This is a genomic window from Cryobacterium cryoconiti, assembly GCF_004403065.1.
GTDB lineage: Bacteria > Actinomycetota > Actinomycetes > Actinomycetales > Microbacteriaceae > Cryobacterium > Cryobacterium cryoconiti.
This window is the reverse complement of record NZ_SOHA01000040.1, coordinates 87,208-113,296: the sequence shown is the minus strand read 5'-3', so window position 1 is coordinate 113,296 and position 26,089 is coordinate 87,208. Positions and strand designations below refer to the sequence as shown.

Below are 26,089 nucleotides of genomic sequence, written 5' to 3'. Positions count from 1 at the left end.
GGCTCGGTTGGCAGGGGCGACGTTGGTCGAGTGAAGAACGAGGAGTCCGGGTTCCCGACTGTGCAGTTCGGCGCACGTTAACTTTGTTGCTTTTCGTCTGAGGGATTGTTCATTGCGTGCTGCCGGCGTCAAGCCGTCGTCACAGTTTCAGCAAAAACTTCTTCCCCCCGCTGCGCTCCTCCATAACTTTTGGCCTGCAACCGTTCCTTGGGGCTTGACCCCGACAGCACTCCATGAGGGCGGAGAAACCGCCGAAAGGCAAAAAAATTTGGAGGAGAGAAAATGCTTGAACAGATCCAGACCCCCGCGCACACGGTCACTTCCGCTGACGTTGAGTGGAAGATATTCCACTTCACCAGCTCGATCCGCAGGCGCGAACGCACCCTGAACTGGGACGGATACGCCACACCCCACACTCCCGAGCACCCCGCAGTCGTTGCCGCTCGCACCGCCGACCAGCTCGCCCGGATCGCCGAACTCCGGACCCGGCTTGCCCACTGGGAAGCCATCCAGGCCGACCAGGCCACCACCGCACTGAGCAACTAGGGAGATACGAACATGACGGATTACATCAACACCAAGGACACCGCCAAGTTGGTTCGGGTGGCGTTGAAGAACGCGTTTCCCCGCGTGAAGTTCAGCGTCCGGATGAGCACCGGCACCGCGTCCGCATGGATGAACGTGTCATGGAGCGACGGACCCACCGACCGTGAGGTGAGCGCGGTAACCAGCCAGTATGAGGGCCGCAAGTTCAACGGCATGACCGACGGGTATGACGACCAAGGATCCGCACTCGTCGCGTTCGACGGAGAGGACATGCCCCGGGTCGTGCGGTACTCCTGCGACGGGATCAACACCCACCGCGACTATACCGCCGCCGGATACCGGGTCGCGCAGCACCTCATCAGCACCGCCAGCGACCACAAAAACCTCGTCGTATTCACCCCCGAGGGCGAACCCATCAACAATGCCGCCGTGCCCCACGGGATCTACGTCGCCGGGCACTTCCACGATTACATCTACAGCCCCGTACACATCGCCCAGGTCATCCTGCACCGCGTCAACCTCTGCACCGTCACCGAGCCCACCCGATAGACCAGGACAACCAGCAATGAACACAACCAGCATCGACACCGCCGCAGCCGCGCGATTCATCGACGTGTTCGCGGCCGCAGACTTCGCGGGCGACGTGGGCCCGCGGATGAGCTGCACCGAAGTCGACGCCCTCGCCGGCATGCTCCGCGCCGTCGGAGCCGACACCGCCGCCGACACCTGGGTATCCGCACACGCCGAAGAAGACCAAGAAGGAGACAGCCACCACCAAGCCTGATCCTTCAAACGCCCCCTTGACGACGATCAAGGGGGCGTTTGGACACCCCAGCGACCCACCAACCGGCGCAATCGCCGACGTCGGTTACGGCCGACTGTGACCAGGACGACCTCGGTTGGAGCGGCGCCGTCCCGGAACCTTGCAACGATGAGGCAAAGGGCGAACTCTCCGCGCACAACAGTTGGGCGGACCGCTCAGCATTCTCCGGCGAGACTCCGGCGGGACCGACAGAACCTAGCCATTCCAGCGGAGAGAACCAAACCAGATACGGTCAACGGCCTCATCGAAAGCTCAATGGCTTCAGAGGGCAGGAGTCTGTTTAACGTCGCGCAGCGCCAGACCGACGCGGCCGGACACTTCTGCCTTGGTGCTCCGAGCTCGAGCATGGAGGAGACGGTCGCAGTCGGTGCCGTGCTGTTCTTCCCCTGCGGATTGAAGATGGCGCCGATCTCCGTCTGAGCTGGCGCTTCGATTTCGCGCGAGTGAGTGGCAACGCAGTCGTCGCTCCTCCGCACGGTACCGTGCTGCCGGCCCTCGCCTCATATGAGTGTCACGGGCGAGGCCTGCAGCACAAGTATTTTCTTGCCCGCCGTGAGCGAAGGGTGAATTCGGGAACCAGAATTATGAGCAGGCTGCCGGACCCAAGATCCTGTGTGTGAGCATGTTGCCCGGGTGCGATTGTCAGCCCAAATCAACACGATTCGCCTCTTGAGAAGACCCGGCTAGGCGTGTAACAATTGTCAAATGTTTAGTTAGACGTCTATGTATAAACATGATAGATCCTCAAGTTTGCTTGGTGGCGTGATCGTTGCCGAGGTTTCTCAGACCGTCTGGCGGTTCCAGGGTCGCGGGGGAATGGTCAGTTCGGCCCCGGTCTTGTTGGGTTTCATTCAGCGATTCGGGAACGTTTTTGAGGCGATGGATACGACGCGGCCGCTCGAGAGAATCTATGTGTCGTCGATGGGCAGCGCGGTGGCGAGTATCACGGGTGGGACGGTCACTCAGTGAGCTCACTGGACCGAGACTCTATGGCCGACGAATCGGAGATGCCTGACTCCGACCCGGCTCAACCTTCGTGGACCGCAGCCCCACCGGTTTTCGTGCCTCGACCTACAACGGCACGATTTGGTCGGGGGTCGACGGACACGTTCGGGTTCTACCTGAGAAAGATCGGCAGGGTGGCCCTTCTCTCCGCGGAGGAGGAGGTTGACTTGGGTCGGCGGATGGAAGTTGGTCTGTTCGCGGCCGTGCGTCTTGCCGGGGGAATCGCTGATCCGGTTCTTACCCGGGACCTCATCTGGCTCGCCCGGGACGGGGACCGGTCGAAAACTCGGTTCGTTGAGGCAAACTTGCGCCTAGTGGTCAGCGTCGCCAAACAGTACTCCGGTCGCCGGATTCCGATCATGGACCTCATCCAGGACGGCAACCTCGGCCTGCTGCGAGCCGTGGAGAAATTCGACTACACGACCGGGTACAAGTTCTCGACCTATGGAGTCTGGTGGATCCGGCAGGCAATCCACCGGGGCATGGTCGGCGCTGCACGAACCATTCGGATCCCGTTGCACGCCGTGGAGAAGCTCAACAAGGTCAAGCGCATCCGCAGCGACCTCACCGGAATTCTGTACCGCGAACCCACCCTGGCGGAGCTGGCCAAGGCCTGCGGGGCTCCAATGGCTGACGTGCGGACCTTGCTCGACTGGGACGTCGAACCCATCTCCTTGGACATGCCGATCGGTGACGGTGCAGGTGACATCTCCGAGCTGATCATGGACGACGACCTGCCCCAGCCGGAGGAATACGCGGCGCTTGCCCTGCGCCGCTCTGACATCACCTTTCATCTCGACGCGCTGCCCACACGGGAGCGAATGATTCTGGAGGCCCGCTTCGGATTGAACGGCGAACAACCTCGCACCCTCGACCAGATCGCCATCCGTGAGGGTGTGACCCGGGAACGAATCCGCCAGATAGAGAAGCGAGCCCTGGCGATGATGCGCACGCCGGCCCTCGAACTCTACCTCCGAGAATGACCCGACAGGCGCCGGTCGATCTGTTCGACCCGACTACCGTAGTGAAGCGAGTAAAGGGGGCTGGGAGCCTCCGCAGCACCTCACGAAAGGTCCAGGACAGGGCGTAATCGTGAAGACGACAGATTCGACCGTCGCTTTTGGCATCAGAGGTTAGGGGACTTCTTGATGTCTCGAAGTGCGAGACCGAGGCGGCCAGCGACCTCCGCCTTGGGGGTTCCGAGTTCAAGCATGGATTCGATGACGGCCGCCGCTGCCGTGCGGGCGGCCGCGCTCTGCTGCGCTGCGTGCTCCTGGATGGTAACGATTTCCGCATGTGCGGTCGCGTCGATTTCCTCGAGTGAGTCAGTGGCGACGAAGTAGTCGGTGGTGAGCTGCTCGAGCTGTGCACTGCCTGCTCCGTCGATTCGAGCGCCCCTATCTGTTTTCACCCGTCGATCTCAGTCTCAACTTCCGACCATCACAATCTTCGATCGTGACCACCCTGCATCCTCATTCTTCGTACAAGTATTTGTCACACCTCTGGCATTAGTAATAGACGAGGTAAAGTGAGCGGGTGATGACTATGCATATCCTCTCTGCGGGAGACGGGTATGTGTACTACACCAACGAGGTCGCGACCGGTGATGCGAAGCGTGAGAGCGGCCGTGAGCTGGGCGATTACTACACCGAGGACGGCAACCCTCAAGGTGTCTGGGTCGGCGGGGGACTGGCCGCACTCGGCGTCTCCGGCGTCGTCACCGAGGAGCAGATGAAGGCCCTCTACGGTGAGGGGTTGCACCCCGATGCCGAACGAATCATTGCTGACGCGCAGGCCCAGGGCAAGACCGTGGGCGAGGCCACGAAGGCCGCCAAGCTCGGCCGCTCCTACTACGGATACAGCACCGACGGCACCGACCTGTCCGCGAAGATCGCTACCGGCTACACGGACTTCACCAAGGTGAACGGGCGCGAGCCGAACGTCGCCGACCGCCGGGCAATCCGCACACGTGAGGGTGACCTGGCATTCCGCGACACGAAGGGCCGGCCGCCCGCTGACAAGGAAGAGCTGGGCCGGTTCATCACCGCGGCGACGCGTCCGACGCAGCAGGCTGTCGCCGGTTTCGACCTGGTCTTCTCACCTGCGAAGAGCGTTTCCGTGCTCTGGGGTCTCGGCGACGAGGACACCCGAAAGACGATTGAAGATGCCCAGGCCGTCGCGATCCTGGACACCGTGTCGTACCTGGAGCGGGAAGCGATAACGACACGTGCCGGCACGAACGGCGTCGCTCAGATCGATGTCGAGGGTGGCCTGGTGGCGACGCGGTTCCGTCACTATGACTCCCGCAATGGTGACCCGCAGTTGCACGATCACCTGGTGGTGGCGAACAAGGTCAAGGGTGTCGATGGGAAGTGGCGCACGATCGATTCCAAGCTCCTCCACCGTCAAGGTGTGGCCGCGTCGGAGTTCTACAACCAACGCGTCATGGACGAAGTCACCACCCGCTTAGGGCTCACCACGGAGCTGCGTGAAGTGACCCCGGGCAAGCGCCCCGTGGTCGAGATCGCCGGTATCGATGAGCGCCTCACCGGGGCGTTCTCGACCCGGTCCGCGGACATCAAGAAGGTCGTCGGCCAACTCGAGAAGGACTACCGGGCCACCCACGGGCGCACCCCGGACGCGGTCGCCCGGATCAAGCTCGCACAGCAAGCCACCCTCGAGACCCGCCCCGCGAAAGCCCACGCCCGATCCCTCGCCGGCCTCCGCGCCGAGTGGGCGGCGAAGGCCGCTGAGCGCGTCGGCGCCGCCACCGTTGTGAACCTCTTGAAGGACGCCCGCGCCGCAGCGCCGACCATGCGCAGCGGGCCGGGGGAGCCGCGGGTAGTGGATGTGGACCGTGCTGCGCGCGAGGTCGTGGCGACGGTGTCGGAGCATCACGCGGTCTGGGGTCCGCACATGATCGAGGCCGAAGCCCGCCGCTGGGTCCAGAAAGAAAACAGCATCGGCCCCGTACCCGAAGGCACGGTCGAACAGATCACCCGGCGCGCACTGGAGACCGACTCGATCGCTGTGACACCGCCCGCCCCGCACGGTTCCTTCGAACCGTTGACCCGCCGGGACGGGTCGAGCATCTACGAGCACAAGGGCCGCATGCTCTTCACCTCCACCGGCCTCCTCGCCGCCGAAGACACCCTGTTGGCCGCTGGCCGCACCCGCACGATCGCCCCCGTCACGGTGGCCGAGTTCGACCGCACGGCCGCCCGGTACACCGGACCGTTGGATGCCGGGCAGCGGGCGCTGGCGCGTGAGTTCACAACTTCCGGCACGCTCCTCGTCGTCGCGACCGGGCCCGCTGGCGCCGGGAAGACCACCGCCCTTGCTTTGGCCGCTCGCGCTACCGAGCAGGCCGGTGGCCGCCTGATCGGGTTGGCTCCGTCGGCGACGGCAGCGGCCGTGTTCCGCGACGCCGTCGAGGTCCCGGCGGCCACGATCCACTCCTTCGTCCGCGCGTACGACACCTACGGGGACGCCACCCCGGACAGTCGCCACCCGGAGGAGTTGAAGCTGCGTGCTGGGGACATCATCGTCGTCGACGAGGCCGGTATGGCTGGCACCCTCAACCTCGCGAAGGTCACGAGCATTGCCGAGCGGCACGGGGCGCACGTGCGCCTGATCGGCGACGACCGGCAGCTCGCAGCCGTCGAGTCCGGCGGGGCACTGCGCCTACTTGAACGCGAAGTCGGCTCCGTCAAGCTTGAAGAGATCCACCGCTTCACGTCCCCGGCCGAAGCCGAAGCAACCCGGCAGCTGCGGGACCCGGCCACGGTGGGGGACCCGTTCCGCTGGTACGTGGACAACAACCGGGTCACCGGTGGCAGCATCGACCGGATGACCGACCACGTCTTCGCCGCCTGGCAGCACGACGACGAAGCCGGCAAGAACACTGTCATGCTCGCCCAACAAAACGTGACCGTCACCGACCTCAACACCCGGGCCCAGGCCTACCGGATGGGTTCCGGCCTCGTCTCCGGGAAGACGTCCTCGCAGCTGCGCGACGGACTCGCCGCGTACCAGGGCGACCGGATCGTCACCCGCCTGAACGACGCCACCCTCCGCACCGGGCGCGGCACCGACCGGGTCAAAAACGGTGACGTGTGGACGGTAGGGAAGGTGCAAGCCGACGGGGCGTTGACCGTCACCCACGCCGGGCACGGCGGCCGCATCACCCTCCCCGCCGAGTACGTGCAGAGCAACGTCGAGCTCGGCTACGCGTCCACCATTCACCGGGCCCAGGGCATGACCGCGGACACCGCCCACGTCCTCGCCGACTCCTCCACGTCCCGCGAACTCGTCTACGTCGGGTTGACGCGTGGGAAGGAAGCTAACCATCTCTATGTCGAGACCGAAGACGCCCAACCCATGAGTGACGTCCTGGCCACCATCGCCGGCCACAGCGACGGGATGCTCTCCGCCACCGAAACCATCCGCGCCGAACAAGCCCGCGTCGACGACCTGGTCACCCTCATCGACCAATACGGTGACGTCGCCGAACGCGCCAACACCGTCCGCTTCACCCAACTCGTGGGCCACATCCTCGACGAGCAAGATGCCCGGAATCTCACCAGCTCCGAGAGCTGGGGCGCCGTCACCGCAGCCCTCACCCGCGCCGAAACCCAGGGACTTGATCCGGCCAGTGTCCTGCGGGAATCGTGGAACGAACGAGAACGCGGCACCGCCGACGACGTCGGCGCCGTCCTCTCCCACCGGATGGAACGCCGCATCGAAACAGGCCCCGCCGACCAGGCGCTGGCTGCGGCAACCGAGCGTCCGGCGGTGCCGGCGTGGATCGCCGATCGACGGGTGCTCGACGCCGCCGGCACCGACCCCGCATGGCGGGACCACCTGGCGGAGCGGTACGAGTACCTCGCCGTGCGCCTCGAGGAGCGCGGCACGGCGATTGCCGCCGAGAAGCCCGAGTGGGCGCAGCAGTTTGGCGACGTCCCGGAGGAAAGCGCCCGCCGTCAGGAGTGGGTGCGTCTTGCCGCTGAGGTCGACGTGTTCCGCGCTCGGTACAAGGTCGAGCCCACCCAGACGCAGGCGATCCCTGAGGCGTACCGTGAGCGTAGCGTTGGTGCGGAGCTCGCGGCGCGCGTATCCGCACTGCAGAACACCCAGGCTCAGAGCACCCAGACGAATGGCCCCGAGGCCGGCCGGCAGAAGCCAGCCACAGCGCTCGATGCGATGCGCGTCGCTAATCGCGCCGCGGCCGACCGGCAGCGCGAAGCGCAGCGCGCCGCTGGCCTCACGGTGAAGGCCCGCCAGGCCACCCGTGGCGACCAGGCGATACCCGCTGAGCAGCGCACTCGCGACGATGGCCGCGAACGGTAAAGGAACGGGCGTCCGCGGCCGTTGCCGTTGCCGTCACCATGCTGGACGTTGCGGAGCTCAGCACATATCGACCTCTATGCGGTGAGTTTGGGTTGTGCGGGTGAAACGCCGACTCCGTCTACGAAGTAACTGACGGAAGCGCTCAGGAGCTCCGATTCCGCGAGATCGTTGCCCAAAACTGGATGCACGGCAAGCCCGAACAACATCGCAAGCAGCGAGATCGCGGCGAGTGTCGGGTCACACTCGGCGCGAACCCGGCCAAGGTTCTGCTCCGCGGCGAGATACAGGGCGATATCGTTTGGCGGCCCTTCCAGTGGCATCTGTGCCCGTTCTCCGAGGGGCGGGGCGAGGGTCGGGTCGGCGATCATCGCCTGCTCCAGCGGCAGCAGGTCCTGCTGAAGCTGGGCAAGGTTTCGGATGACCTCGAGCAGGTTGCCCAGTACCGTTCCCTGTCCGGCGAGGGAGGGCAGCGTCTCCGTTGCTGCGACGATGGGTGCGTTGCGGTCCAGCACCGCGGCGTAGAAGAGTGACCGTTTGTCGGCGAAATGCCGATAGAGGGTGCCCTCGGCGACACCAGCCGCCACCGCTATCGAGCGAGTCCTGACGTTCGCGTAGCCGACCTCTCGAACGAGGGCCGTGGTCGCGTCGATGAGGCGTTTTCGGGTGGTGTCTCCGCGGATGGTCATAGGTCTATCCAATCGGACTATTCGGTTATCGGTCTGCGAATGAAGATCACAAGCCCGATGATGAGGCCGACCGCCGCGTAGATGCAGCCGATCAGAACGGCGCCCGCAAAAGACAGGTCATCGGTTCCACCCTGCGCCAGTGCGGTGAGAGTCGTTCCGGGCAGCCACTGGCCGGCTTCACTCGACGCGGTCTTGATGATCGTTTCGATGAGGAGAACCCACCCGACCCCCACCGAGATGGCGATCGCCGAGGAGCGGCTCAGCAGGGCGAGCACGAGTCCGATGATTCCCCAGACCACGCTGGCGCTGAACGAAGTCAACCAGGCGCGGGCGATCTCGCCGACCAGGTCATCCATCCAGAGTGCAGTCGAGATTCCCGCGGCTTCCGCCGAGGGGAGCGCGGCCGCCAGGTTGACGACTTCCGCCGCCGTCGTTGCCAGGGCCGTCCAGATCAGCAGGGCGCCGATCTTTCCGAGCAGCAGCCTCCAGCGGTGTGGCTGGGCGGCGGCAAGCAGGCGGATCAGGCCTGTGCTGTAGTCCGAGGCCGTTGCAATGGCCCAGAACGAGAGCGTGATCACTCCGAACATGCTGGCCGCCGAGGAGACTCCCGCGACGATTCCCGATGAACTTTCCAGAGTCGCCATGGTCGGGAAAGCGACTCCCGGACCTCCGCCGGGAGGTGCAGACCCGTTCGCTGCGATTGTGTAGATCACCGTGTTGATCAGCACGGCGAAGACCGCCATGAGGCCCAGCCACCCGAGCCAGATTCCCCGTCGGTTGAGGCGGGTGAGTTCGCTTCGTAGCTCACGCATTGGTGGAAGCTTTCTTTCGGGCGCCCTGAGAGGCAGCTACTGGGTCGCGGGTCGGTGCCGCCGTCATCTCGAGAAACACGTCCTCGAGGGATTCGTTGATCGGGGTCAGTCGGCTGAGCGTGATGCCGGCCTCGTGTGCAGCACGATTGAGCGCCGCCGCGTCGGCGGGCGAGCCGTGCACGACGAGCGAGTCATCCTCGAGCGACCACCCCGCCGCGGCGAGAGCAACGCGCAGCCGGTCGACATCAGCGGGATGCTCCGGGGCAACCTCGATGCGCGCGCCGGCCTTGTCGAGCAGCTCGCCCATCGGTCCCGAGAACATCAGCTCGCCGAAACGGATGATGACGAGATAATCGCATGCCGCCTGGATCTCGGCGAGCAGATGGGATGAGACCACCACCGTGCGCCCTTCAGCCGCCAGAGTCTTGAGCAGCTGCCGAATCTCCACGATCCCGGCCGGGTCAAGGCCGTTGGTGGGCTCATCGAGGATCAGCAGGGCGGGGTCAGGCAGCAGCGCCGCGGCGATGCCGAGCCGCTGCTTCATTCCGAGGGAGAAGCGGCGAACGGATTCGTTTTCCCGACCCTCGAGGCCCACGATGCGAATGACCTCGGCGACACGGGTCGTGGGCAAGCCGCGCAGACGAGCCAGCGACAGGAGATTCTTGCGAGCCGAGAGCCCCGGAACGAACGACGGTGCCTCGATGAGCGCTCCGACGTCGCCCGCGTAGCGGGCCGGTTTCGTGGTCGGGTGGCCGAGTACGGTGGCCTGGCCCGATGTCGGAGGAATGAGCCCGAGCAAGATGCGGATCAGAGTTGACTTGCCGGATCCGTTGGGGCCGAGGAGGCCGACCACGCCGCCCCGGGGAAGAGTCACGGTGACCCGGTCAAGTGCAGTCAGGCTGCCGAACTGGCGCAGCAGGCCGTCAGTGGTGATGGAGGCTGCGGACGTATCCGTTTCGATAATTGATGTGAGCACTCACTCACATTAGACGGCAGAATCGCCCAGGGCAAGAGCGACTTCGCAGGACGGGCGTGAACATACGCAAAGACTGACCCGTGGGGGGCTGCCAAACGCCGGTCGAACTCGCCGCATCCCAGTGTGAATCGTAGGAGTTCACGCTGTCTTCGACTTTCGCCGAAGCCATTATCAGGGGAGCTCTATTCCGCACATTCTGCAATAGATGCGCTTTAAATCTGACATAATATACATTATCGGTCACGAATAAGGACCAATTTCAGGTACCGAGCGAACGCGTCCGATCCTGATATTTGATCGTGGCCCGTGGACGCTATCGGTTCGGCCGCGGCAGAGCCGGAAACTCGCGCCACTCCCACTCCCACGAGAACGGGATCAGGTCCTTGTCGGCTTCCACGAGCCCGAGGTCCAGCAGTTCGATAAGGTCCAAGCTCATGATGAAATGTTTGCCTTTGACTTGAGGTCCATGGTGCCGGAATGGCACGAATGGGCTTGCCGTGTGCGTCGGTGATCGCGATGCCGCCGAATATACGCTGTCTTCAGCCGACGAGCTATTTTACGGATTTGGTCTGGGGTTTCCTAGCTTTCAGCGCGATTGGAATTGGACAGGCCGGCTGTGCTCAAGTCCCGATAGCTGTCAGCCGAGACGCTTTCCGACTGGGTTCTGCGCAAGCGCTCTCTCGCGCTCTCTTTTCGCCCTCAGGTGCCGGGGGTCTGCGGCTGCGCGTTGGAGGCGGCCACTAAACGAAAAGCCCCGGCATGTATCGCCTGGGGAAGACGAGCATGAGAACCGGGGCCAATCGTTGGAGTGGGGGGACTCCGATGCATCACGCTACAGGAGCGTTACCTGCTAGTGATCAGGCGCGCCCGGCGAGCTGAGCCAGGTCCACAAACAATTGAAATGCTGCTCGCCGCGCAGACAGGGTGGACCCTATCCCAGGTCTCAATATGAGCAGCGCTGGAGGATCCGCCGGCATTATGCCGAGTCCCCGCCTGCGTCTGGGAACCTTGGATCAATGGCGGGATCCAAGGAGTTGTCCACGTCCATCGACTACGACACCTTCTCCGCGGACACCGCCGCTCTTCTCGACGTGGCTCGGTACTTCCGCGTGAAAGACGCCGTCACGTTGCCGGCAGAAGTCAAGGCTGCTGTGTCCGGGTAGGTCGTGGAAGCGCGACGACGCAACCTCCCGGAAAGCGAAATCAACTCATGGCTGGCGAGTCCTAGACAGCACCGAGCAGTAACGGGGTGCCTGCGGATGTGGCTGGAGCGGATCGAGGGCACGGAGAGTGCCGTCCAGTTCGGGACTTTCGACCCGTGACCACGCGAAGCATGGGGGTGCAGGCTGGATTAATGGATACCGAGGCGCTCCCCCTGCGTCTGTCGGCCGACGAGTTGCTGCACGCCCTCGGGCACGCGGTGATAGCGACGGACACGCTGGGGACGGTGCTGTTCTGGAACGGCGCCGCCGAGCAGCTGTACGGCTGGCCCGCCGCGGAGGCCGTGGGACGTGAAATCAGGGACGTGACGGTGCCTGAGCTCTCCCGGCAGGCGGCTGCGGAGATCATGACTGCTCTGCGAGAAGGCGGTTCATGGTCTGGCGGATTCCCGGTTCGAAACCGCAGCGGCGAGGTGCTGTACGCGCTGGTTACCGATAGCGGCGTGTATCGCGACGGAAAGCTGATCGGCATCGTCGGCGCCTCCCTCAACCTCGGCGACGCCGTCCGGCACCTGATGGAACGCTCCAGCGACGCCGCAGTCCTGGTCGACGAGCACCATGTGGTCACTTACGCCAGCCCAGCGGTCGCGAACCTCTTCGGATGGGCAGCCGACGAGGTCGTAGGCACGCCCCTTACGGACCGCATCCACCCTGAGGACCACCAATCGTTCGAGGGCCTGCTGGCCGCCGACCCGCTCCGGGCGGAGCGAGTCGGTGAGCTCCGGGTCCGCACCGACGGCGTCTGGTCGTGGGTGGAGGTGGCGGTGACCGACCTCTACGCCCAGCCGGGGCCGCGGGGACAGGTTTGCAATATCCGGCGCAGCGAGCGCCTCGCCCGCCTTGAGGAGAGCGAGCGCATCGTGGAGGCGGTCCACTCCGAGGTGCTCCAGGACCTCTTTGCGGCCGCGCTCGAGCTCGACCGCGTGCTGGAGCACGAGGCACCCTCGAGCGCAGCCCGGATCCATGCCGCTCGCGCCGCCATGGGGCGAGCCATGGAAACACTCCGCGAGTTCGTCAAGCCGTAGTTACAGGCGCTTGAGCTGTCGTGGAATGGGTGACCGGGGCAACCTCCTTCGTGAGCCGAGCCCCCACCGCAGCGCACGACCACCCGGAAGCAACGCACTCATTTGAGTTCCTAAGGGAAGTCAACCCACGTGGCTGCTCGTGAACTCGCCCTCCACCTAGACCGATCCTCGTGAGCCATCGTCACGACCGCCCCACCCGCAGACACTACGGGCACCCGGCTGGAGGGGCCAAGCGGCTCGCTAGGATTGCAATTTCACCGGGACCAAGGTGTGACCAGACTCAGGTGCTGTGCGAGATTTTCCGCGCATCTTGTCGTCGGAAGCGTCAGCATCCCGGAGGTTGCCTTCCAACCAACGCGCGCACGAGGCCGCCGGCATCGGCCGTGCGTACAGGTAGCCTTGCGCCGCGTTCGTGCCGATCCCTTCCAGGAAGCGCTGCTGATCGAGTCTTTCGACTCCCTCGGCAACGGTTTCGATCCCGAGTTCCGCGCTCATTCGGACGATCGCACTGATGACAGTGCGATCGACCGTGTTCGTGAGTGCGCCCGCGACGAAACTCATGTCCAGTTTGATGATGTCCACCGGTAGGGTGCGCAGGGTAGTCAGTGACGAGTATCCCGTTCCGAAGTCGTCGACGGCGATCTTGATGCCGTGAGCGGCGAGGGCCCGGACGCGTTCGATGGCGACCGGGGCATCCAGGATGACGGTTTCGGTCAGTTCGAGAATGAGGTTGGCGGCGGGGAATCCCGTGGCGGCGAGGCAGTCGAGGACGGTGTCGATGAAATGGTCGTGGTCGAGTTCCCTGGCGGACACGTTGACGTGCACGTCGAGAGGGATGCCAGCATGTGCGTGCTGCCAGGCGGCGGCATCCGCGCAGGCCTGGCGGAGGACGAACGCTCCGATGTCGACGATGACACCGGTGCGCTCGGCGATCTCGATGAAGTGGCCCGGGAAGAGGAGGCCGCGTTCGGGATGCTGCCACCGCACCAGGGCCTCCACGCCGGTGCAGTTAATGTTGGGCAAGGACACAATCGGCTGGTAGTGGATGACAAGTTCACCGGCTGCTGCCGCGGCGGCGAGTTGCCATTCGAATGTGAGGCGTGGAGCATCGGCCTTCAGGAGCCCTTGGTGATAGGTCTGCACCTGGCCTTTGCCATTGGCTTTGGCCGCGTACATGGCGACATCGGCCTGGTGCACAAGTTCGTCGATATCGATTCCTGGCGTTGCGGTCGCGATGCCAACGCTGGCCCCTACCCGGGCGATGCGGCCGCCGATGACCATGGGCACGGTCAAGGCGTCCACCACCCGCTGGGCCACGTCCGTTGCGGCGGCGACGGTCGAGCCGTGGAGCACGACGGCGAACTCGTCCCCACCCAGACGTGCGCACACATCCAGGGGGCGAGTGCACGCACTCAGGCGCGCCGCGACTTCGACCAGCACCGCATCGCCCGCCCGATGGCCCAGGACGTCGTTGACATCCTTGAAATCGTCCAAGTCCAGGAAGAGGACATGCAATCCATCGAGGCCGGTGTGCAGGTCGATCCCGGAGGAGAGCTTCGCCGTGAAAGAGGCCCGGTTGTCCAGGCCGGTCAGGGAATCATATTGTGCCTGCACGGTGAGTTGGTGGTGCACGTCGCTGTTGCGCAGGGCCAGTGCCACCTGGTTGATCAAGTCGCGGACACACAGCAGGGCATCCGAGGGGATCTTCCTGGGCGCACCCACGAGCATCCAGGAATCCTCCCGCATGGATCTCAGGCTGATACACATCCAGTCGAGGGTTGCCCCGGTAGCAGCGTCGAGCGCTGCCGGGTCGACAATTTGGGCATCGGCCGGGTCCGCGGTGGTTGAGATGGCCGTTCCCGGAAGTGCTTCCGGGACTCTGAGGAAGCTGCCGGCGGCACCCTCGACCCGAAGTCCCGTGCCATCTCGTACCGCTTTGAGCATGCGCAGTCCGGGCGTGGACGCGCAAATCTCGGTGCAGGCGGTCCAGGCGAGAGCCCGGATCTGCCCCGAATCGGTGAGGCCGAGTAGTTGTGATCCCGTCGTAGCTAGTGCGGTGACCCGTTTGGTGCCCTGTTCGCGGGCGAGCAATCCGGCTCCGAGCTGGCGGGCGATGAAGACGGCGAGGAACAGGAGCGGAAAGGATTCGAACAGTCCCACGGTCGATGGGCTGACTGCGTGGTGCGGGACCAGCGGCCACAATGGAACCGTGACGTACAGTGCGGCCGCCATGAGCACGCATCTCAGCAGCGACTGCCAGGCCGAGCCGTACAAGGCCCGAAACCACACAGCGGTGAACACATAGGCCACTACCGATGTCGGAGTCGGACTGGCCAGCCCGAAACCAATGATCACGACAGCATCCAAGAGGTCTAACCAGAGTGAAACCCGGCGACTCAGATAGACATGGATGCAGGAACCGGCCAGCACCACTGCGCCGATGAGCAGCACGAATTCCCGAACAGGGTTCTCCTGGGCGTCCACTAGTGCGGCGGGCAAAGACAGAAGCAACGAGACAACGGCCAGAGTGGCGAATGACCACCTCGTGCTCTCGGTGATGCCCTCCGGCCGCCGCCAGCACTCCCGTACAGCCACCCGATACTCTGATTGGCGAGATGAGGGCCCCATCTGAGGTCGATCCTGTCTATTCCGTGGGCCGGCGGACCCGAGGGGTCCCGTACCTTTGCGACCCCGGCTCACGCCGGGTGTGCCATATGCGATGGACGCAGCAGATCATCTCTGAGATTCTCGGTGCTAATCCTGACCGTAGCAGGCAGGAGAACCCCGCAAATTCATGCGGCCCGCCGTGCGCGCTCAACTTGCTCACCCGAGAGGGCCGCAACGCTGTTCTGTTGGAACGTCGCGGCCTGGGAAAGTCGAGCATGGCAGCCGATGCCATGCGCCACACGTCCTACGCCCGACGCGCGGCACAATCGTGCGCTGCGATCCGCGCTAAACAACAACCGAGCTAATGCTAAGTATAAATTGCTTTATCACTGTTAGTGTATAAAATAATGAGCTTTAGCGAGGAGATACAATGGTCGAGACGCGAACAACGCCCATCCCGGTCCGGCGTGCTCTGCGTGAACTTGGCACGGACGTTCAGACGTGGCGCAAACTTCTCGGGTTGACTGCTGCGCAGGTCGCGGACCGCGCCGGCATGAGCCGGGCCACCCTCCACAAGCTTGAATCGGGCCAAGGAGGCGTCAGCCTCGAGACCGCGCTGCGTGTCTTCCGGGCACTGGGAATCATGGACATAGTCGTTGAGAGCGCCGACCCTTATCGCAGCGACATCGGCCGGCTTCGCTCCGAGGAAGTTCTCCCGCAGCGTGTGCGCCAGAGCCAGCCGAAGAAACAGGCCGATGTCTGACGCGGAAGTCTGGGTGCAAATAGACGGAGTCGACGTCCGCGCCGGCACGGTCTACGCGCATCGTCGACGCAACTCCGAGAGCGCCACGTTCACCTACGACATCGACTATCTGGCCAGACGAGACGCGTACTCCCTCGATCCCGGGCTGCCGCTCTCATCCGGGTCCTTCAACACTGCGGACGGGCGTCGCCTTTTCGGGGCGTTCACGGACTGCGCACCCGACCGCTGGGGACGCAAACTCATCGAACGATCCGAACGTCACCGTGCTACCCAAGGCGGTGTCGCTGAACGCAGTTTCGGCGAACTGGACTACACGCTCGGTGTTCGCGACGACCTTCGTCAAGGAGCCTTCCGGTTCCGTCGTCCGGGGACCACTGATTGGCTGGGGCCGGCGGCTGCAAGCGTGCCGCACCTGGTCGGCCTATCGAGGCTTCTCAACGCCGTCGAATCTGTTGAGAGCGACCACCCCGATGACGAATCGCTGCAGCTACTCCTGCGCGCGGGAAGCTCTATCGGTGGCGCCCGGCCCAAAGCGGCCGTTATCAACGGCCGGGGTGAACTGCTCATTGCGAAGTTCCCCCGTGTTGCCTCCGACGAATGGGACGTCATGGCCTGGGAGCAACTCGCCCTGACGCTGGCCAGCCGGGCAGGCATTCGAACGCCGCGCACCGAATTGATGAGTGTCGCAGGCCGGAACGTGCTGCTGCTCAACAGGTTCGACCGAGTCGGGGATCGCCGCATCGGATACGTGAGCGCCATGACGATGCTCGAAGCCGTTGACGGCGAGCACCGCAGCTACTTGGAAATCGCCGAGGTCATTGAGCAGTCCTCTTCATCTGCGACGCGTGACCTTCGCGAGCTGTGGCGCCGGATCGCGTTCTCAATCCTGATCTCTAACACCGACGACCATCTCAGGAATCACGGGTTCCTCCGTTCGGACACCACACACAGCTGGGACTTGTCCCCCGCGTTCGACCTCAACCCCAACCCCGCAGCGGGACCCAAGGAATTGTCCACGTCCATCGACTACGACACCTTCTCCGCGGACAGCGCCACCCTCCTCGACGTGGCACGGTACTTCCGCGTGAAAGACGCCGTCGCGTTGCTCTCAGAAGTCAAGACTGCTGTGTCCGGGTGGATCGTGGAAGCCCGCCGACTCAACATCCCGGAAAGCGAAATTGAACTCATGACTGGCGCGTTCGTTGCCGGATGAGCCCGGCCGGATGGACGGGCCGAGTGTTCAAATACCCGACGCAGGCAGCGTGGGTTTCGTGACGGGAGTCAGGTGCTCACGCTGGCGCTGAAGAGCCGGGGCGAGCACGGTATCCGCGATTTCCGAGACCAGGCGACTCTGCTGCGTGAAGGCAAGCATGGCCATGCGCTCGATGTGCTCGCGCACCTCGACGCTCCCGGGCAGTTGGGGCTGAAGGCCGGCAGCGAGGATTCTTAGCTGGTCGACCACTTCCCGGTTGATGATTTCCGCCAGGGCGGCGCCGATCGCCGGCCACTGCACGAGCGCACGCGCTCCGGCGATATCGTCGATGTTCCAGGGCGCCGGCTGGCAGCGCTGCCGGGTCCACTTCATGCGCAACGTCCTCGCGGTGATCCCGAAAGGATCCCAGGACATGGTCGCCTCGATCATCCGCACCATCTTCGCCCAGCCCGACCGCGAACACATCGAAAAGCAGTTCCTCGAGGTCACCACGATGCTCGGCCGCTCGCACCCGAAGGTCGCCGCGATGCTCGTCGACGCACAACCCGACCTGCTCGCCTTCGCCGCGTTCCCCCGGCGGCACTGGCGCCAGATCTGGTCCACGAACCCGCTGGAACGGGTGAACAAGGAGATCAAACGCCGCACCGACGTCGTCGGCGTGTTCCCCAACTCCGCGGCCCTGCTGCGCCTGGCCGGGTCGGTGTTGATCGAGCAGCACGACGAGTGGGAGGCCGGGGAACGACGCTACTTCTCCGAAGCATCCATGCTCGAGCTGGCCACCATGAACAACCCCATCGAGGTCATCGACGAGGCGGTGATCCTCCCAGAACTCGCCGCCGCCTAAGCTAGAACAACTGACCCGCACGGTGTTGAGAAACTCCACCACTCAGCGGGACGTGACCCGCAGGACCATCCAAGCTGGCCCACTGTTCACCGCGAGCCCAACCTATCTCGACGTAGGCATAGACCCCCAGCAGGGCGACAACGCTCAAGGCGAGTGCGCTTGCCGCACCAATAATCCAACGTTTCACTGTCAGCCCTCCCCCGGCTTCCTCTTCCACACGGTCGCATCGATCCACTGGGTTTGCAAGCAACCAAACGTAGGCCGCTCGGACGTGGCACGCGTACACGCTCTCTAAGGTGGTAGCAGGTTTACACGCACTGGATTCGATGGGGGATGCGATCATGCAGAGTGAATTGATGTGGAAGATCTTCGGGGATAAGGAAGATCCACGACGTCGACTGGAGAAGATTTTCGGCGAAGACTCGCCATCGGCAGGTCCGCCTCCCGCGGCACGCGAGTGGGCAGCGACGGTGCTCGCCCAAGCCGGAATCGACGCGGCTACCTCAGAGCTCGCAGCAATCAAATGCCTCCGAGACGCCCAGCCCAGGCTGACGCTCAAAGCGGCGGTCTACCTGGCCAAGGACGCGACCACACTGTAGCGAACGTGGCCGGTGAGGGTCCACTTTGTAGCTGGCCCAGAGAGCCGGGGCGTATCCGGTCGTGAACGGCCGCTACGGCCCGGCGTAGTCACCGTGCCGTATGCTCGCGCTAGAACAGGATGATCTCGTTCCAGCACAACACGGCGAGAGGCCCGCATCGCTCAAGTTGCAACGCTAGAAAAGAGTCAGGCATCTTCTACCCTCCCTTCGCGGGCTATTTAGTTATATTGCTGGTGACGATCGGTTTGACGATCATCCAGAATCGTGGCGGCCTCAGCAGAAACTCGGCAATTGGAATCAGGACAAAGCACACGTTGATATCCGACGAGGCCTGGTCAGCTGCACAAGCATCCGCGAGACCGTACCTAATCGCCATAGCCTTAATCGCCGGTAGCCACGCGACAGCACTCTTGACAGTACAACTCAACAGTTTCTCGGAGGCACTCGGTCATATCCTCGCAGTGAGCGGCTTCCTGATAATCGTTGCGGTGGCTTTCCTTGCGTGGCTGGCCGCCAACCGAGCCGCAACGTCCACCACCTAGAGCACGCAAGCCCACAGTTCCTCACTCACGGGGACGTAACCAGTCGGCACCGGGACAGCGTTCAGCTGTCCCGCCCCGTGCGTCGGCGGCTCACCCGTCGGAAAGAGTGGACTCCTCCGACGATGGCCGCGAGCCCGCCGATCATTCCGCCTATGACGGCGCCCTGGGCCATTCCGCCCAGGAACCCCTCGCCTGGGGTCACCTCGAGCGATGGCGTGGGCAGCATCGGCTCCCCCGTGAGTACCGTGTAGGTCATCGCGGCGAAGGTCAGCACCATCGCGACGCCGTAGATCACGATGCCGACCATTGTCGATCGGGCGCCGGCGTTCTCGGCGAGCTTCTGGAGGTTGACGTTCCGCCGCCTCGCGTACCACAAGGCCGCGATCGACGGCACGACGGTCACGACCAGCAGGACAACCGGCAGGAGAATGAGCCCGAAAAGTGAGGCGACGAGGGCGGCCAAGAGTCCGACGTAGAGCCCGGCCATCAGTCCGAACGCACTCGACTCCATTGACACGGCGCGTTCGCGTTCGTCGCCATATGCCGGGCTATCGAGGTCCATGACCCGCTCGGTCAACCGGTCCAGCAGGTTTCGTCTGCGCGTCATGTGTCAGCTCCTGTCTCGTTCGTGAAAAGTTCTTCGACGGTCCCACCGAGGGCACGGGCGATCCGCAGCGCGAGATACACCGATGGGGCATAGTCGCCCTGTTCGACGGCGATGATGGTCTGCCGACTCACGTTCACCTGCTCGGCGAGCTCGGCTTGGGTGATCCGCCGCTCCTTGCGGCGCTCCCGCACCGGGTTCGCCGTGGCGGAAGCGGAGTCGTGGGGACACATACGCATATGTTAAGGATCATTGACATTTAATGTCAAGCATCATTGTCATCTGAGTGTGCTGCGAGAGAGCGTTTTCGACATTGGTCGTGCTAGACGCTCAAACAGATAGTCGCGCTCCAGGTTCCCTTTCGGCGACGCTGGACCTACTGGTCCTTGATGCGGAGGTTCTCGCTTGCCTTGCTCCAGCCCGCTCGCTTGGGCATGCCATCCTGAACAACCATGACTTCAAAACCTGGCGACTTCATGGTCGTCATATTCGAGCCGCATCCTCCTAGCCAGTCACTGGCCGTCCTGTATACGAGCAGGCAGACCGGGTATTCGCGGCCTCGTGCCAAGTACAGCCGCGTGTCGTCAACGGCACTGACAAACCTCAGGCTGTCGATGTCGAAATCGTCCAACGCGTAGTCAGGAAGGCCACTGGGGATGGCATCCTCAGCACTGGCCGTTCTATTCAGGTCGGAGAAGCCATCGGCAGGTGAACAGCCCATCAGGGTGAATACCGTGGCCGACACGGCGAGCAACCACACAAACGTCCACTTATCAGCCATTTTTCTCCCCCAATGGATGCAAACCTATCGGGTTCCGAAATCGGACCACAAGGGGTTCCCAAACGCCACTCCCCCGAGACTTTGGAACTTCGGCGGGTTGGCGCCGAATCTGCGTCCGTCGAGGTCCGGCTATCGGGCGCTTTCGGAAGTGGCCGAAGAGTCGAGCGATGTCAGGTACTCGGCGTTGCCGCGCATGGCGGGCTTGTACCGTTCAATCTCTTCCGAATGCACATGGTCAGCAAGCAGAGCGAGAAGGCTGCCGAGAGCGGTGTTGACGCGGCCGGCCGCATGCAGGCTCAAAGCTTCGAATGCGCCGAGGGCAACAGAGTCCGGAAACTCCCTGCGCGCTTTCTCGAACACCGTCACCGACTTATCTAGGCGGCCAAGGTTGCGGAGGGTGCTTCCATATTGGAGGTAGCACCGGCGACGCACATCCCCGTCGAGCCCCTCGGTCATCGCTCCCTCATAGAACCCCAGGGCGGTCGTCTCCTCGCCCGCGGTGTCGTACGCACCGCCTACTTCATAGAGGACTCGAGGGTCGCGCGGGTGCAGCTCATAGACATGGAGCAGGTCCCTACGTGTCAGGGTGAGTTGAGGCCAGTAGCTCAGAGCAAGTCCGCCGTTTGACGTAGGGCGAGAATCAGGAAGTCCCGCCATGTCCAGCCCATCGTTGATCGCCGTGCGCGACAATAGTCCCGTGAACAACAGCAGTCCCGGCCCCCGCGCGGGCGGCCCCACGCCCCGGCGTTCGTTCACCCCGAAGCAGAAACTTGACCACCTCGCCGCCTACGAGGACGCCATCTCCCGCAACGGGGGTGGCGCGTATTTGCGGGAGCAGGGCATCTACTCCTCGCAGATCACGGAGTGGCGAAAGCTGCGCGATGCGGGCGTGCTCCAGGGCAAGAAACCCGGGGAGAAGATCGGCCGGCTCACGCCCGAGCAAGCCGAGATCGCCCGCCTCCGCCGCCAGCTCGACCTGACGGAACAGCGGTTGGAGACGACGGGGGTGGCGTTGGAGATCATGTCAAAAATGCACGAGCTACTCGAAAATCTTTCGAAGAGCTCGCGGGACGAAACACCGCACACGAAACCGTGATGACCACCTACCGCGACCTCACCGGCCATGGCATTCCGACCCGGACGGCCGCCGCCCTGGTCGGGTTGCCGCGGGCGCCCGCGACCCGGACGCCCCGCACCCGGATTGCCCGGCCGGTATCGGTGCCGGCGAACCGGCTCGATGTCCTCGAGCGGGCCCGGATCCTGGCGGTGGTGAACTCGGCCCGGTTCGTGGAATTGCCGCCGATTCAGATCTACGCGCAGCTCCTGGACGAGGGCGTGTATTTGGCGTCGATCTCAACGATCTACCGGGTGTTGGCCGAGAACCAACAGGTCAAGGAACGCCGTCGCCTGGACCGCCACCCAGCCCGCGCCATCCCGGAACTGGTCGCCACGGCACCCGGCCAGGTTTATACGTGGGACATCACGAAATTGCCTGGCCCGATCAAGGGCAAGTACTTCGACGCCTACGTGATGATCGATATCTACTCCCGCTACATCGTCGGCGTGAAGGTCCACCCGGCCGAGTCCGCGGTCCTCGCCGCGGAGATGATGATGGAGACTTTCTCCATTCATGGCACTCCGCAGGTCGTCCACGCCGACCGGGGCACGTCGATGACGAGCAAGACCGTCGCCACTCTGCTTTCGGATCTCGAGGTCACGAAGTCGCACTCCCGGCCCCGGGTCAGCAACGACAATCCCTATTCGGAGGCGTGGTTCAAGACGCTCAAGTTCGCCCCGGTGTTCCCGGAACGCTTCGGCAGTCTCGGCGATGCCCGCCGGTTCATGGACACCTTCGTCGAGGGTTACAACCACAGCCACCGGCACACCGGCATCGGGCTCAACACCCCCGCCGACGTCCACTACGGCCTCGCCGCCGGCAAGGCCGCCGAACGGGCAGCGACCCTCGCCGCAGCACGCGCCCGGAACCCCGAGCGCTTCAGCACCAGCTGCGACCCGCAGATCCTCGCCACCCCCGACGCGGCCTGGATCAACAAACCAGCAGCTCAAGAAGAAGAGCCAAAACTAGCCGCCTAAACTCACGCTGGCCTCATTCACCTTGACAAATTCCGGGTCGGCAATCGTTGGGCCCATATTGTCTCGGTCGCGAGCCGCAACGATGCGGTCCAGCTCGATGTGCAGTTCGGTACTCATTGGTGAGTGGCTCCTAGACTCGTGCCTGCCGCGCAGACGCGCGTGCTCAGGCTAGCTGCCGGACTTGATTCATTTGTCATTCCCAGTCCGGCAATTGATTCCTGCTACTCGCTCCCGATTTGGACGAATGCGCGCAGGGGCGTCGGACCGAAGTCGTGCCCCTCGATGAAGCCCATGGACTCATAGAACAAGCGCTGGCCCGGTTCATCGTCAGTGAGGAGCACCTTCTGGCGCACGTGGACGTAGCGCTCCAGGACTCGTTCTACCAATGCCTTGCCGATCCCGGATCGTTGGTCATCGGAGCTCACAAGAGTGTCCTGGAGATAACAAATGGAAACGTCATCGGAGATGGCTCGGGCCAAGCCCACCAAAGCTCCGCTCGAGTCCCTCGCGGACACCACGTAGGACGACTGCTCCACAGCGCGCACGAGGGAATCTGGGTCGCTCGCGTACACTGACCACCCCACGCTTGCATAGAGACCAACGAGCTCAGTTCCCACGAATTGCTTCGACTCGGAAAACGCAAAGGTAGCCATGGGCACATGCTGCCATACGGCAGCACGATCTCTCAGACAGTGCTTCGTTCAGGGTTAGGGAGTGGTGACCGGGGTCAGCCTGCTGAGGTGACGCCGGGTGAGGGCGGTTCCTTCTCGAATGCCGAGGAAGGCTAGGGCGGCTGCGGCGGCGCAGGCCCAGTCGATCAGGCTGAGTGGCCCGGTGCCGAAGAATGCGGCGACGAGGGGCACGTAGAGGATTACCGTCATGATCGAGAGCGCGAGGCCGATGGATAGCCAGAAGAACCGGTTTGTGAATTGGTAGCGGGTAAAGAATCCGTGCAGGCTGCGGCGTTGGATGATGCTGACGAGTTGGCAGATCATGATGGTGGCGTATGTCACTGACATTGCTTGGGCGAGCAGGGCGGCCGGAACGGGTTCGGTGACGGGATTCAGGCCCGCGCGACCGTAGAAGACCAGGTAGTTGGCGATGGCGAATCCGCCGATGAGAGCGCCGCAGACGACGATGTCCACCAGGGAACGCCGATTCAGGATGTGCGCCTGTGCTTTGCGTGGTTGGTCCTTCATCGTTTCGCCCTCCGCGGGGTCATTCCCGAGAGCCGCGATCGGGAAGATCTCCCCGAGCAGGTCGATGGCGAGGATCTGCAGAATGTTCAGGGCGAGTGGCACGCCCAGCAGGGAGGCGAGTGCGAGACTGACGGAGTTGACGACGAATTCCGCTACGTTCGAGGTCAGGCAGCTCAGCACCCCTTTGGTGATGTTCCGGTAGATGGTGCGACCTTCACGGATGGCGCCGACGAGGGTGGCGAAGCTGTCGTCGAGGAGCACGATGTCGGCGGATTGCTTGGCGACATCGGTGCCGGATGCTCCCATCGCGACCCCGATATTGGCGTGCCGCAACGCGGGGGCGTCGTTGATCCCGTCCCCGGTGACGGCGACAACGTGACCGCTTGCCTTCACCAGGTCGACGATCCGGACTTTGTCTTCCGGGGCGACCCGGCTGAATACGGTGCCTCCGCGAAGGGCGTGCGCGAGGACTGTGGCATCGGTCATGGTTGCGAGTTCGGTTCCCGTGACGACGGTGAGCTGGCCGTCGCCTTCGAGCCCGGCCTGGTGGGCGATCGCCTCGGCGGTGATCGAGAAGTCGCCGGTGACGATGTTCACCTTCACGCCGGCGCCAAGAACCACGGCCACGGCGTCCGGGACCGCGTTACGGATCGGGTCTTCCATCGATACCAGACCCAGCACGGTCAGGTTCCGTTCGATCACGGCGATGTCGGTGCTCTCGGCGTCGCTCCCGGTCAGTTCCCGCCGGGCGAAGAGCAGGTTCCGAAGTGCCCGGCTTGCCTTTTCGGAGTGCACGGCGAGCAAGGCGGTGCGGTCGGTGTCGGTGATGGCCCGCACGATAGTGCCGTCGTCGATCATCGTCGCCCGGGCCAGGACGCTCTCGGGTGCGCCCTTCGAATACGCGGTCGTCGTGCCGTCCTCGGCCCGCCGGATAGAGGTCATCAATTTGCGGGTGGAATCGAAGGGCAGCTCACCGATCTCGGTCATGCCCGCGCGGAGCGCCGTGGTGTCCAGCCCTGCTTTGCGTGCCGCGACCAACAAGGCGCCCTCGGTCGGGTCGCCGAGGATTCGCCAGGTGGTCACCTCGTGGTCGGGAGGAACAAGCCGGGCGTTGTTCGCGAACACGCCGACCGTGAGCATGGCGACGAGCCGAGCCTCGGCATCCGCGCTTCGTGGCCCGGGCGTGATGGCGCCCACGGGCTGGTAGCCGATTCCGGACACCTGGTAGTTGGTGTCGCCGACGAGAAGTTCGGATACCGTCATTTCGTTCTTGGTGAGGGTGCCGGTCTTGTCCGTGCAGATGACGTGGGTGGCGCCGAGGGTCTCCACGGAGTTGAGCTTCTTGACGAGGGCGTTCTGCCGGGCGAGGGTTCCGGCGGCGGCGGCCAAAGCAGTGTTGACCTCGGCGGGCAGCCCCTGGGGGATGAGGGCGCAGGCGAATCCGACCGCGAACAGAAGTGCCTCCTTAAAGGGCAGGTCGGCCTGCACAGCAATGATGAGCACCACGACCGACACGACCGCGACACCGTAGCTGACATACTTCGCGATCAGGCTGGTTTCCACCTGCAGCGGGCTGCGCGTGCTCGGGGCTGATTGGCTGAGCCTCGCAATCCGGCCCAGTTCGGTGTGCATGCCCGTCGCCGTGACCAGGCCGAGTGCCTCTCCCGTTGCCACGGTCGTGCCCGCGAAGGCCAGGTTGTGGCGGTCCGCGAGCGGCACCTCGTGGGGAATGGCCGTCGCGTACTTGCGGGTCGGGTCGCTCTCCCCGTTGAGGGCGAAATCGTTCGTGGAGAACGCGGTGGTCGTGATCAGCCGGACATCGGCGGGCACGGACGAGCCCTCGGTGAGGCGAATCACATCTCCCGGGACGAGGCTGCGCGACTCGACTTCAGTCAGGGTGCCATCCCGGAAGACCTGACTGGAGGGGTCGACGAGCTTTTCGAGGGCTTCCATGGTCTTCTCTGCCCTGACCTCCTGCACGACGCCGATGAGCGTATTGAAGGCGACGAGCACCACCAACACCGACGCAGTCCCCAGATCGCCAAGGAACCCGGTGATCACCGCGCTGACCAGCAGGAGCACGATCATCCAGTCACCGAACTGGCGAAGGTAGCGCTTCAGCGCCGAGTCCTTCGCGACCTGAACGATCACGTTCTCGCCCGCCTCGAGCCGCCGCTGATCGACCACCGCCATAGCCAAACCGCCGAGCGAGCTGTCGAATTCTGCGAGGATCTCGTCGACCGAGTCCCGGTATCGGGACGCGGTGGGGTCTGGGGAGGTGGCCGGCACGAGCTGCGGCGAAGTCATAAACCAAGGCTACGCGCAGCCGCCTCACAATCTCCTCTCCCGCCCACGGAGCTCCCTGGGTGGGAACTGCGGCAGCAACCCCCAGCGCAGCACA

General features: G+C 64.0%; 26 protein-coding genes, 1 pseudogene and 1 riboswitch. Of the genes and pseudogenes, 13 read left to right on the top strand and 14 right to left on the bottom strand.

What is annotated here, in order from left to right; translation table 11 throughout:
* Positions 1-282: 282 nt before the first annotated feature.
* The 4 genes from E3T49_RS14340 to E3T49_RS14325 all read left to right on the top strand — a co-directional run bounded on the left by E3T49_RS14340 (position 283) and on the right by E3T49_RS14325 (position 3,357).
* Entirely contained in the window at positions 283-546 is a 264-nt protein-coding gene (locus E3T49_RS14340; protein ID WP_134425584.1) for a hypothetical protein, read from the top strand.
* A gap of 12 nt (positions 547-558) precedes the next feature.
* Positions 559-1,095: an LPD29 domain-containing protein gene (locus E3T49_RS14335; protein WP_134425583.1), complete on the top strand. Its 537-nt coding sequence runs from the start codon at positions 559-561 to the stop codon at positions 1,093-1,095.
* A 16-nt stretch (positions 1,096-1,111) separates the two neighbouring features.
* Entirely contained in the window at positions 1,112-1,330 is a 219-nt protein-coding gene (locus E3T49_RS14330) for a hypothetical protein (protein ID WP_134425582.1), read from the top strand.
* Positions 1,331-2,430: 1,100 nt separating this feature from the next.
* Positions 2,431-3,357, top strand: coding sequence for a sigma-70 family RNA polymerase sigma factor (locus tag E3T49_RS14325; protein WP_277613105.1), 927 nt, complete (start codon positions 2,431-2,433; stop codon positions 3,355-3,357).
* 143 nt (positions 3,358-3,500) lie between these two features.
* On the opposite strand, the gene E3T49_RS14320 is transcribed toward E3T49_RS14325, so the two are convergent.
* A complete protein-coding gene (locus tag E3T49_RS14320; RefSeq protein ID WP_134425580.1) occupies positions 3,501-3,785 on the bottom strand; it encodes a hypothetical protein in 285 nt (94 codons plus the stop codon).
* Between the two features lie 128 nt (positions 3,786-3,913).
* On the opposite strand from E3T49_RS14320, the gene mobF reads away from it, so the two are divergent.
* Positions 3,914-7,723: a MobF family relaxase gene (gene mobF, locus E3T49_RS14315; protein WP_134425579.1), complete on the top strand. Its 3,810-nt coding sequence runs from the start codon at positions 3,914-3,916 to the stop codon at positions 7,721-7,723.
* Between the two features lie 74 nt (positions 7,724-7,797).
* Here the strand turns inward: mobF and E3T49_RS14310 are convergent, their stop codons facing one another.
* The 4 genes from E3T49_RS14310 to E3T49_RS16765 form a co-directional block, all read right to left on the bottom strand.
* Positions 7,798-8,409, bottom strand: a complete 612-nt coding sequence (locus tag E3T49_RS14310) for a TetR/AcrR family transcriptional regulator (RefSeq protein ID WP_134425578.1) — start codon at positions 8,407-8,409, stop codon at positions 7,798-7,800.
* Positions 8,410-8,426: 17 nt separating this feature from the next.
* A complete protein-coding gene (locus E3T49_RS14305) occupies positions 8,427-9,221 on the bottom strand; it encodes a hypothetical protein (RefSeq protein ID WP_134425577.1) in 795 nt (264 codons plus the stop codon).
* Positions 9,214-10,197 (bottom strand): ABC transporter ATP-binding protein, encoded by a 984-nt coding sequence (locus tag E3T49_RS14300; protein WP_134425576.1) that lies wholly within the window; start codon positions 10,195-10,197, stop codon positions 9,214-9,216. Before E3T49_RS14300 ends, E3T49_RS14305 begins: the two co-directional genes overlap by 8 nt.
* A gap of 313 nt (positions 10,198-10,510) precedes the next feature.
* Positions 10,511-10,633, bottom strand: coding sequence for a hypothetical protein (locus E3T49_RS16765; RefSeq protein WP_277613104.1), 123 nt, complete (start codon positions 10,631-10,633; stop codon positions 10,511-10,513).
* Between the two features lie 580 nt (positions 10,634-11,213).
* On the opposite strand from E3T49_RS16765, the gene E3T49_RS16275 reads away from it, so the two are divergent.
* Entirely contained in the window at positions 11,214-11,360 is a 147-nt protein-coding gene (locus E3T49_RS16275; protein ID WP_166785572.1) for a hypothetical protein, read from the top strand.
* Between the two features lie 191 nt (positions 11,361-11,551).
* Entirely contained in the window at positions 11,552-12,442 is an 891-nt protein-coding gene (locus tag E3T49_RS14295) for a PAS domain-containing protein (RefSeq protein ID WP_166785571.1), read from the top strand.
* 240 nt (positions 12,443-12,682) lie between these two features.
* Here the strand turns inward: E3T49_RS14295 and E3T49_RS14290 are convergent, their stop codons facing one another.
* Positions 12,683-14,926 (bottom strand): putative bifunctional diguanylate cyclase/phosphodiesterase, encoded by a 2,244-nt coding sequence (locus E3T49_RS14290; protein ID WP_166785570.1) that lies wholly within the window; start codon positions 14,924-14,926, stop codon positions 12,683-12,685.
* A gap of 163 nt (positions 14,927-15,089) precedes the next feature.
* A riboswitch (cyclic di-GMP riboswitch) is annotated at positions 15,090-15,164 on the bottom strand.
* A 315-nt stretch (positions 15,165-15,479) separates the two neighbouring features.
* Here E3T49_RS14290 and E3T49_RS14285 point away from each other — a divergent pair.
* Entirely contained in the window at positions 15,480-15,812 is a 333-nt protein-coding gene (locus E3T49_RS14285) for a helix-turn-helix transcriptional regulator (protein ID WP_134425573.1), read from the top strand.
* Positions 15,772-17,025, top strand: a complete 1,254-nt coding sequence (locus tag E3T49_RS14280; protein WP_241972841.1) for a type II toxin-antitoxin system HipA family toxin — start codon at positions 15,772-15,774, stop codon at positions 17,023-17,025. Before E3T49_RS14285 ends, E3T49_RS14280 begins: the two co-directional genes overlap by 41 nt.
* 27 nt (positions 17,026-17,052) lie before the next feature.
* Here the strand turns inward: E3T49_RS14280 and E3T49_RS16270 are convergent, their stop codons facing one another.
* A complete protein-coding gene (locus tag E3T49_RS16270) occupies positions 17,053-17,454 on the bottom strand; it encodes a hypothetical protein (RefSeq protein WP_166785560.1) in 402 nt (133 codons plus the stop codon).
* Here E3T49_RS16270 and E3T49_RS14270 point away from each other — a divergent pair.
* From E3T49_RS14270 to E3T49_RS16870, 3 genes and pseudogenes are all read left to right on the top strand, one after another.
* A pseudogene (locus E3T49_RS14270) lies at positions 17,342-17,869 on the top strand (transposase); the annotation flags it as partial. The gene E3T49_RS16270 and the pseudogene E3T49_RS14270 sit on opposite strands and share 113 nt — an antisense overlap.
* A 356-nt stretch (positions 17,870-18,225) precedes the next feature.
* Positions 18,226-18,468, top strand: coding sequence for a hypothetical protein (locus tag E3T49_RS14265; protein ID WP_134425570.1), 243 nt, complete (start codon positions 18,226-18,228; stop codon positions 18,466-18,468).
* Between the two features lie 119 nt (positions 18,469-18,587).
* Complete coding sequence (locus E3T49_RS16870; protein ID WP_134425569.1) at positions 18,588-19,010, top strand: SdpI family protein; 423 nt, start codon at positions 18,588-18,590, stop codon at positions 19,008-19,010.
* Between the two features lie 61 nt (positions 19,011-19,071).
* Here E3T49_RS16870 and E3T49_RS14255 read toward each other — a convergent pair whose 3' ends face one another.
* The 4 genes from E3T49_RS14255 to E3T49_RS14240 form a co-directional block, all read right to left on the bottom strand.
* Complete coding sequence (locus E3T49_RS14255; protein WP_134425568.1) at positions 19,072-19,617, bottom strand: hypothetical protein; 546 nt, start codon at positions 19,615-19,617, stop codon at positions 19,072-19,074.
* Entirely contained in the window at positions 19,614-19,853 is a 240-nt protein-coding gene (locus E3T49_RS14250) for a helix-turn-helix transcriptional regulator (RefSeq protein WP_241972840.1), read from the bottom strand. The genes E3T49_RS14255 and E3T49_RS14250 overlap by 4 nt, the downstream gene beginning before the upstream one ends.
* Before the next feature lie 137 nt (positions 19,854-19,990).
* Positions 19,991-20,395 (bottom strand): hypothetical protein, encoded by a 405-nt coding sequence (locus E3T49_RS14245; RefSeq protein ID WP_134425567.1) that lies wholly within the window; start codon positions 20,393-20,395, stop codon positions 19,991-19,993.
* A gap of 129 nt (positions 20,396-20,524) precedes the next feature.
* Positions 20,525-21,052: a tetratricopeptide repeat protein gene (locus tag E3T49_RS14240; RefSeq protein WP_134425566.1), complete on the bottom strand. Its 528-nt coding sequence runs from the start codon at positions 21,050-21,052 to the stop codon at positions 20,525-20,527.
* Between E3T49_RS14240 and E3T49_RS14235 the strand changes: the two genes are divergently transcribed.
* Positions 21,051-22,489 (top strand): IS3 family transposase gene (locus tag E3T49_RS14235; protein WP_134425565.1). Its coding sequence is split into 2 segments (ribosomal slippage): positions 21,051-21,420 and positions 21,420-22,489, totalling 1,440 coding nucleotides; the frame shifts between segments, so codons are not numbered across the junction. The genes E3T49_RS14240 and E3T49_RS14235 overlap by 2 nt on opposite strands.
* On the opposite strand, the gene E3T49_RS16760 is transcribed toward E3T49_RS14235, so the two are convergent.
* The 3 genes from E3T49_RS16760 to E3T49_RS14225 form a co-directional block, all read right to left on the bottom strand.
* The gene (locus tag E3T49_RS16760) at positions 22,478-22,606 is read right to left on the bottom strand and encodes a hypothetical protein (protein ID WP_277613103.1); all 129 of its coding nucleotides are present in this window, start codon (positions 22,604-22,606) and stop codon (positions 22,478-22,480) included. The genes E3T49_RS14235 and E3T49_RS16760 overlap by 12 nt on opposite strands.
* A 104-nt stretch (positions 22,607-22,710) precedes the next feature.
* On the bottom strand, positions 22,711-23,142 hold the full coding sequence (locus E3T49_RS14230) for a GNAT family N-acetyltransferase (protein WP_134425564.1): 432 nt from the start codon (positions 23,140-23,142) through the stop codon (positions 22,711-22,713).
* A gap of 54 nt (positions 23,143-23,196) precedes the next feature.
* Positions 23,197-25,995, bottom strand: a complete 2,799-nt coding sequence (locus E3T49_RS14225) for a cation-translocating P-type ATPase (RefSeq protein ID WP_134425563.1) — start codon at positions 25,993-25,995, stop codon at positions 23,197-23,199.
* Positions 25,996-26,089 lie beyond the last annotated feature (94 nt).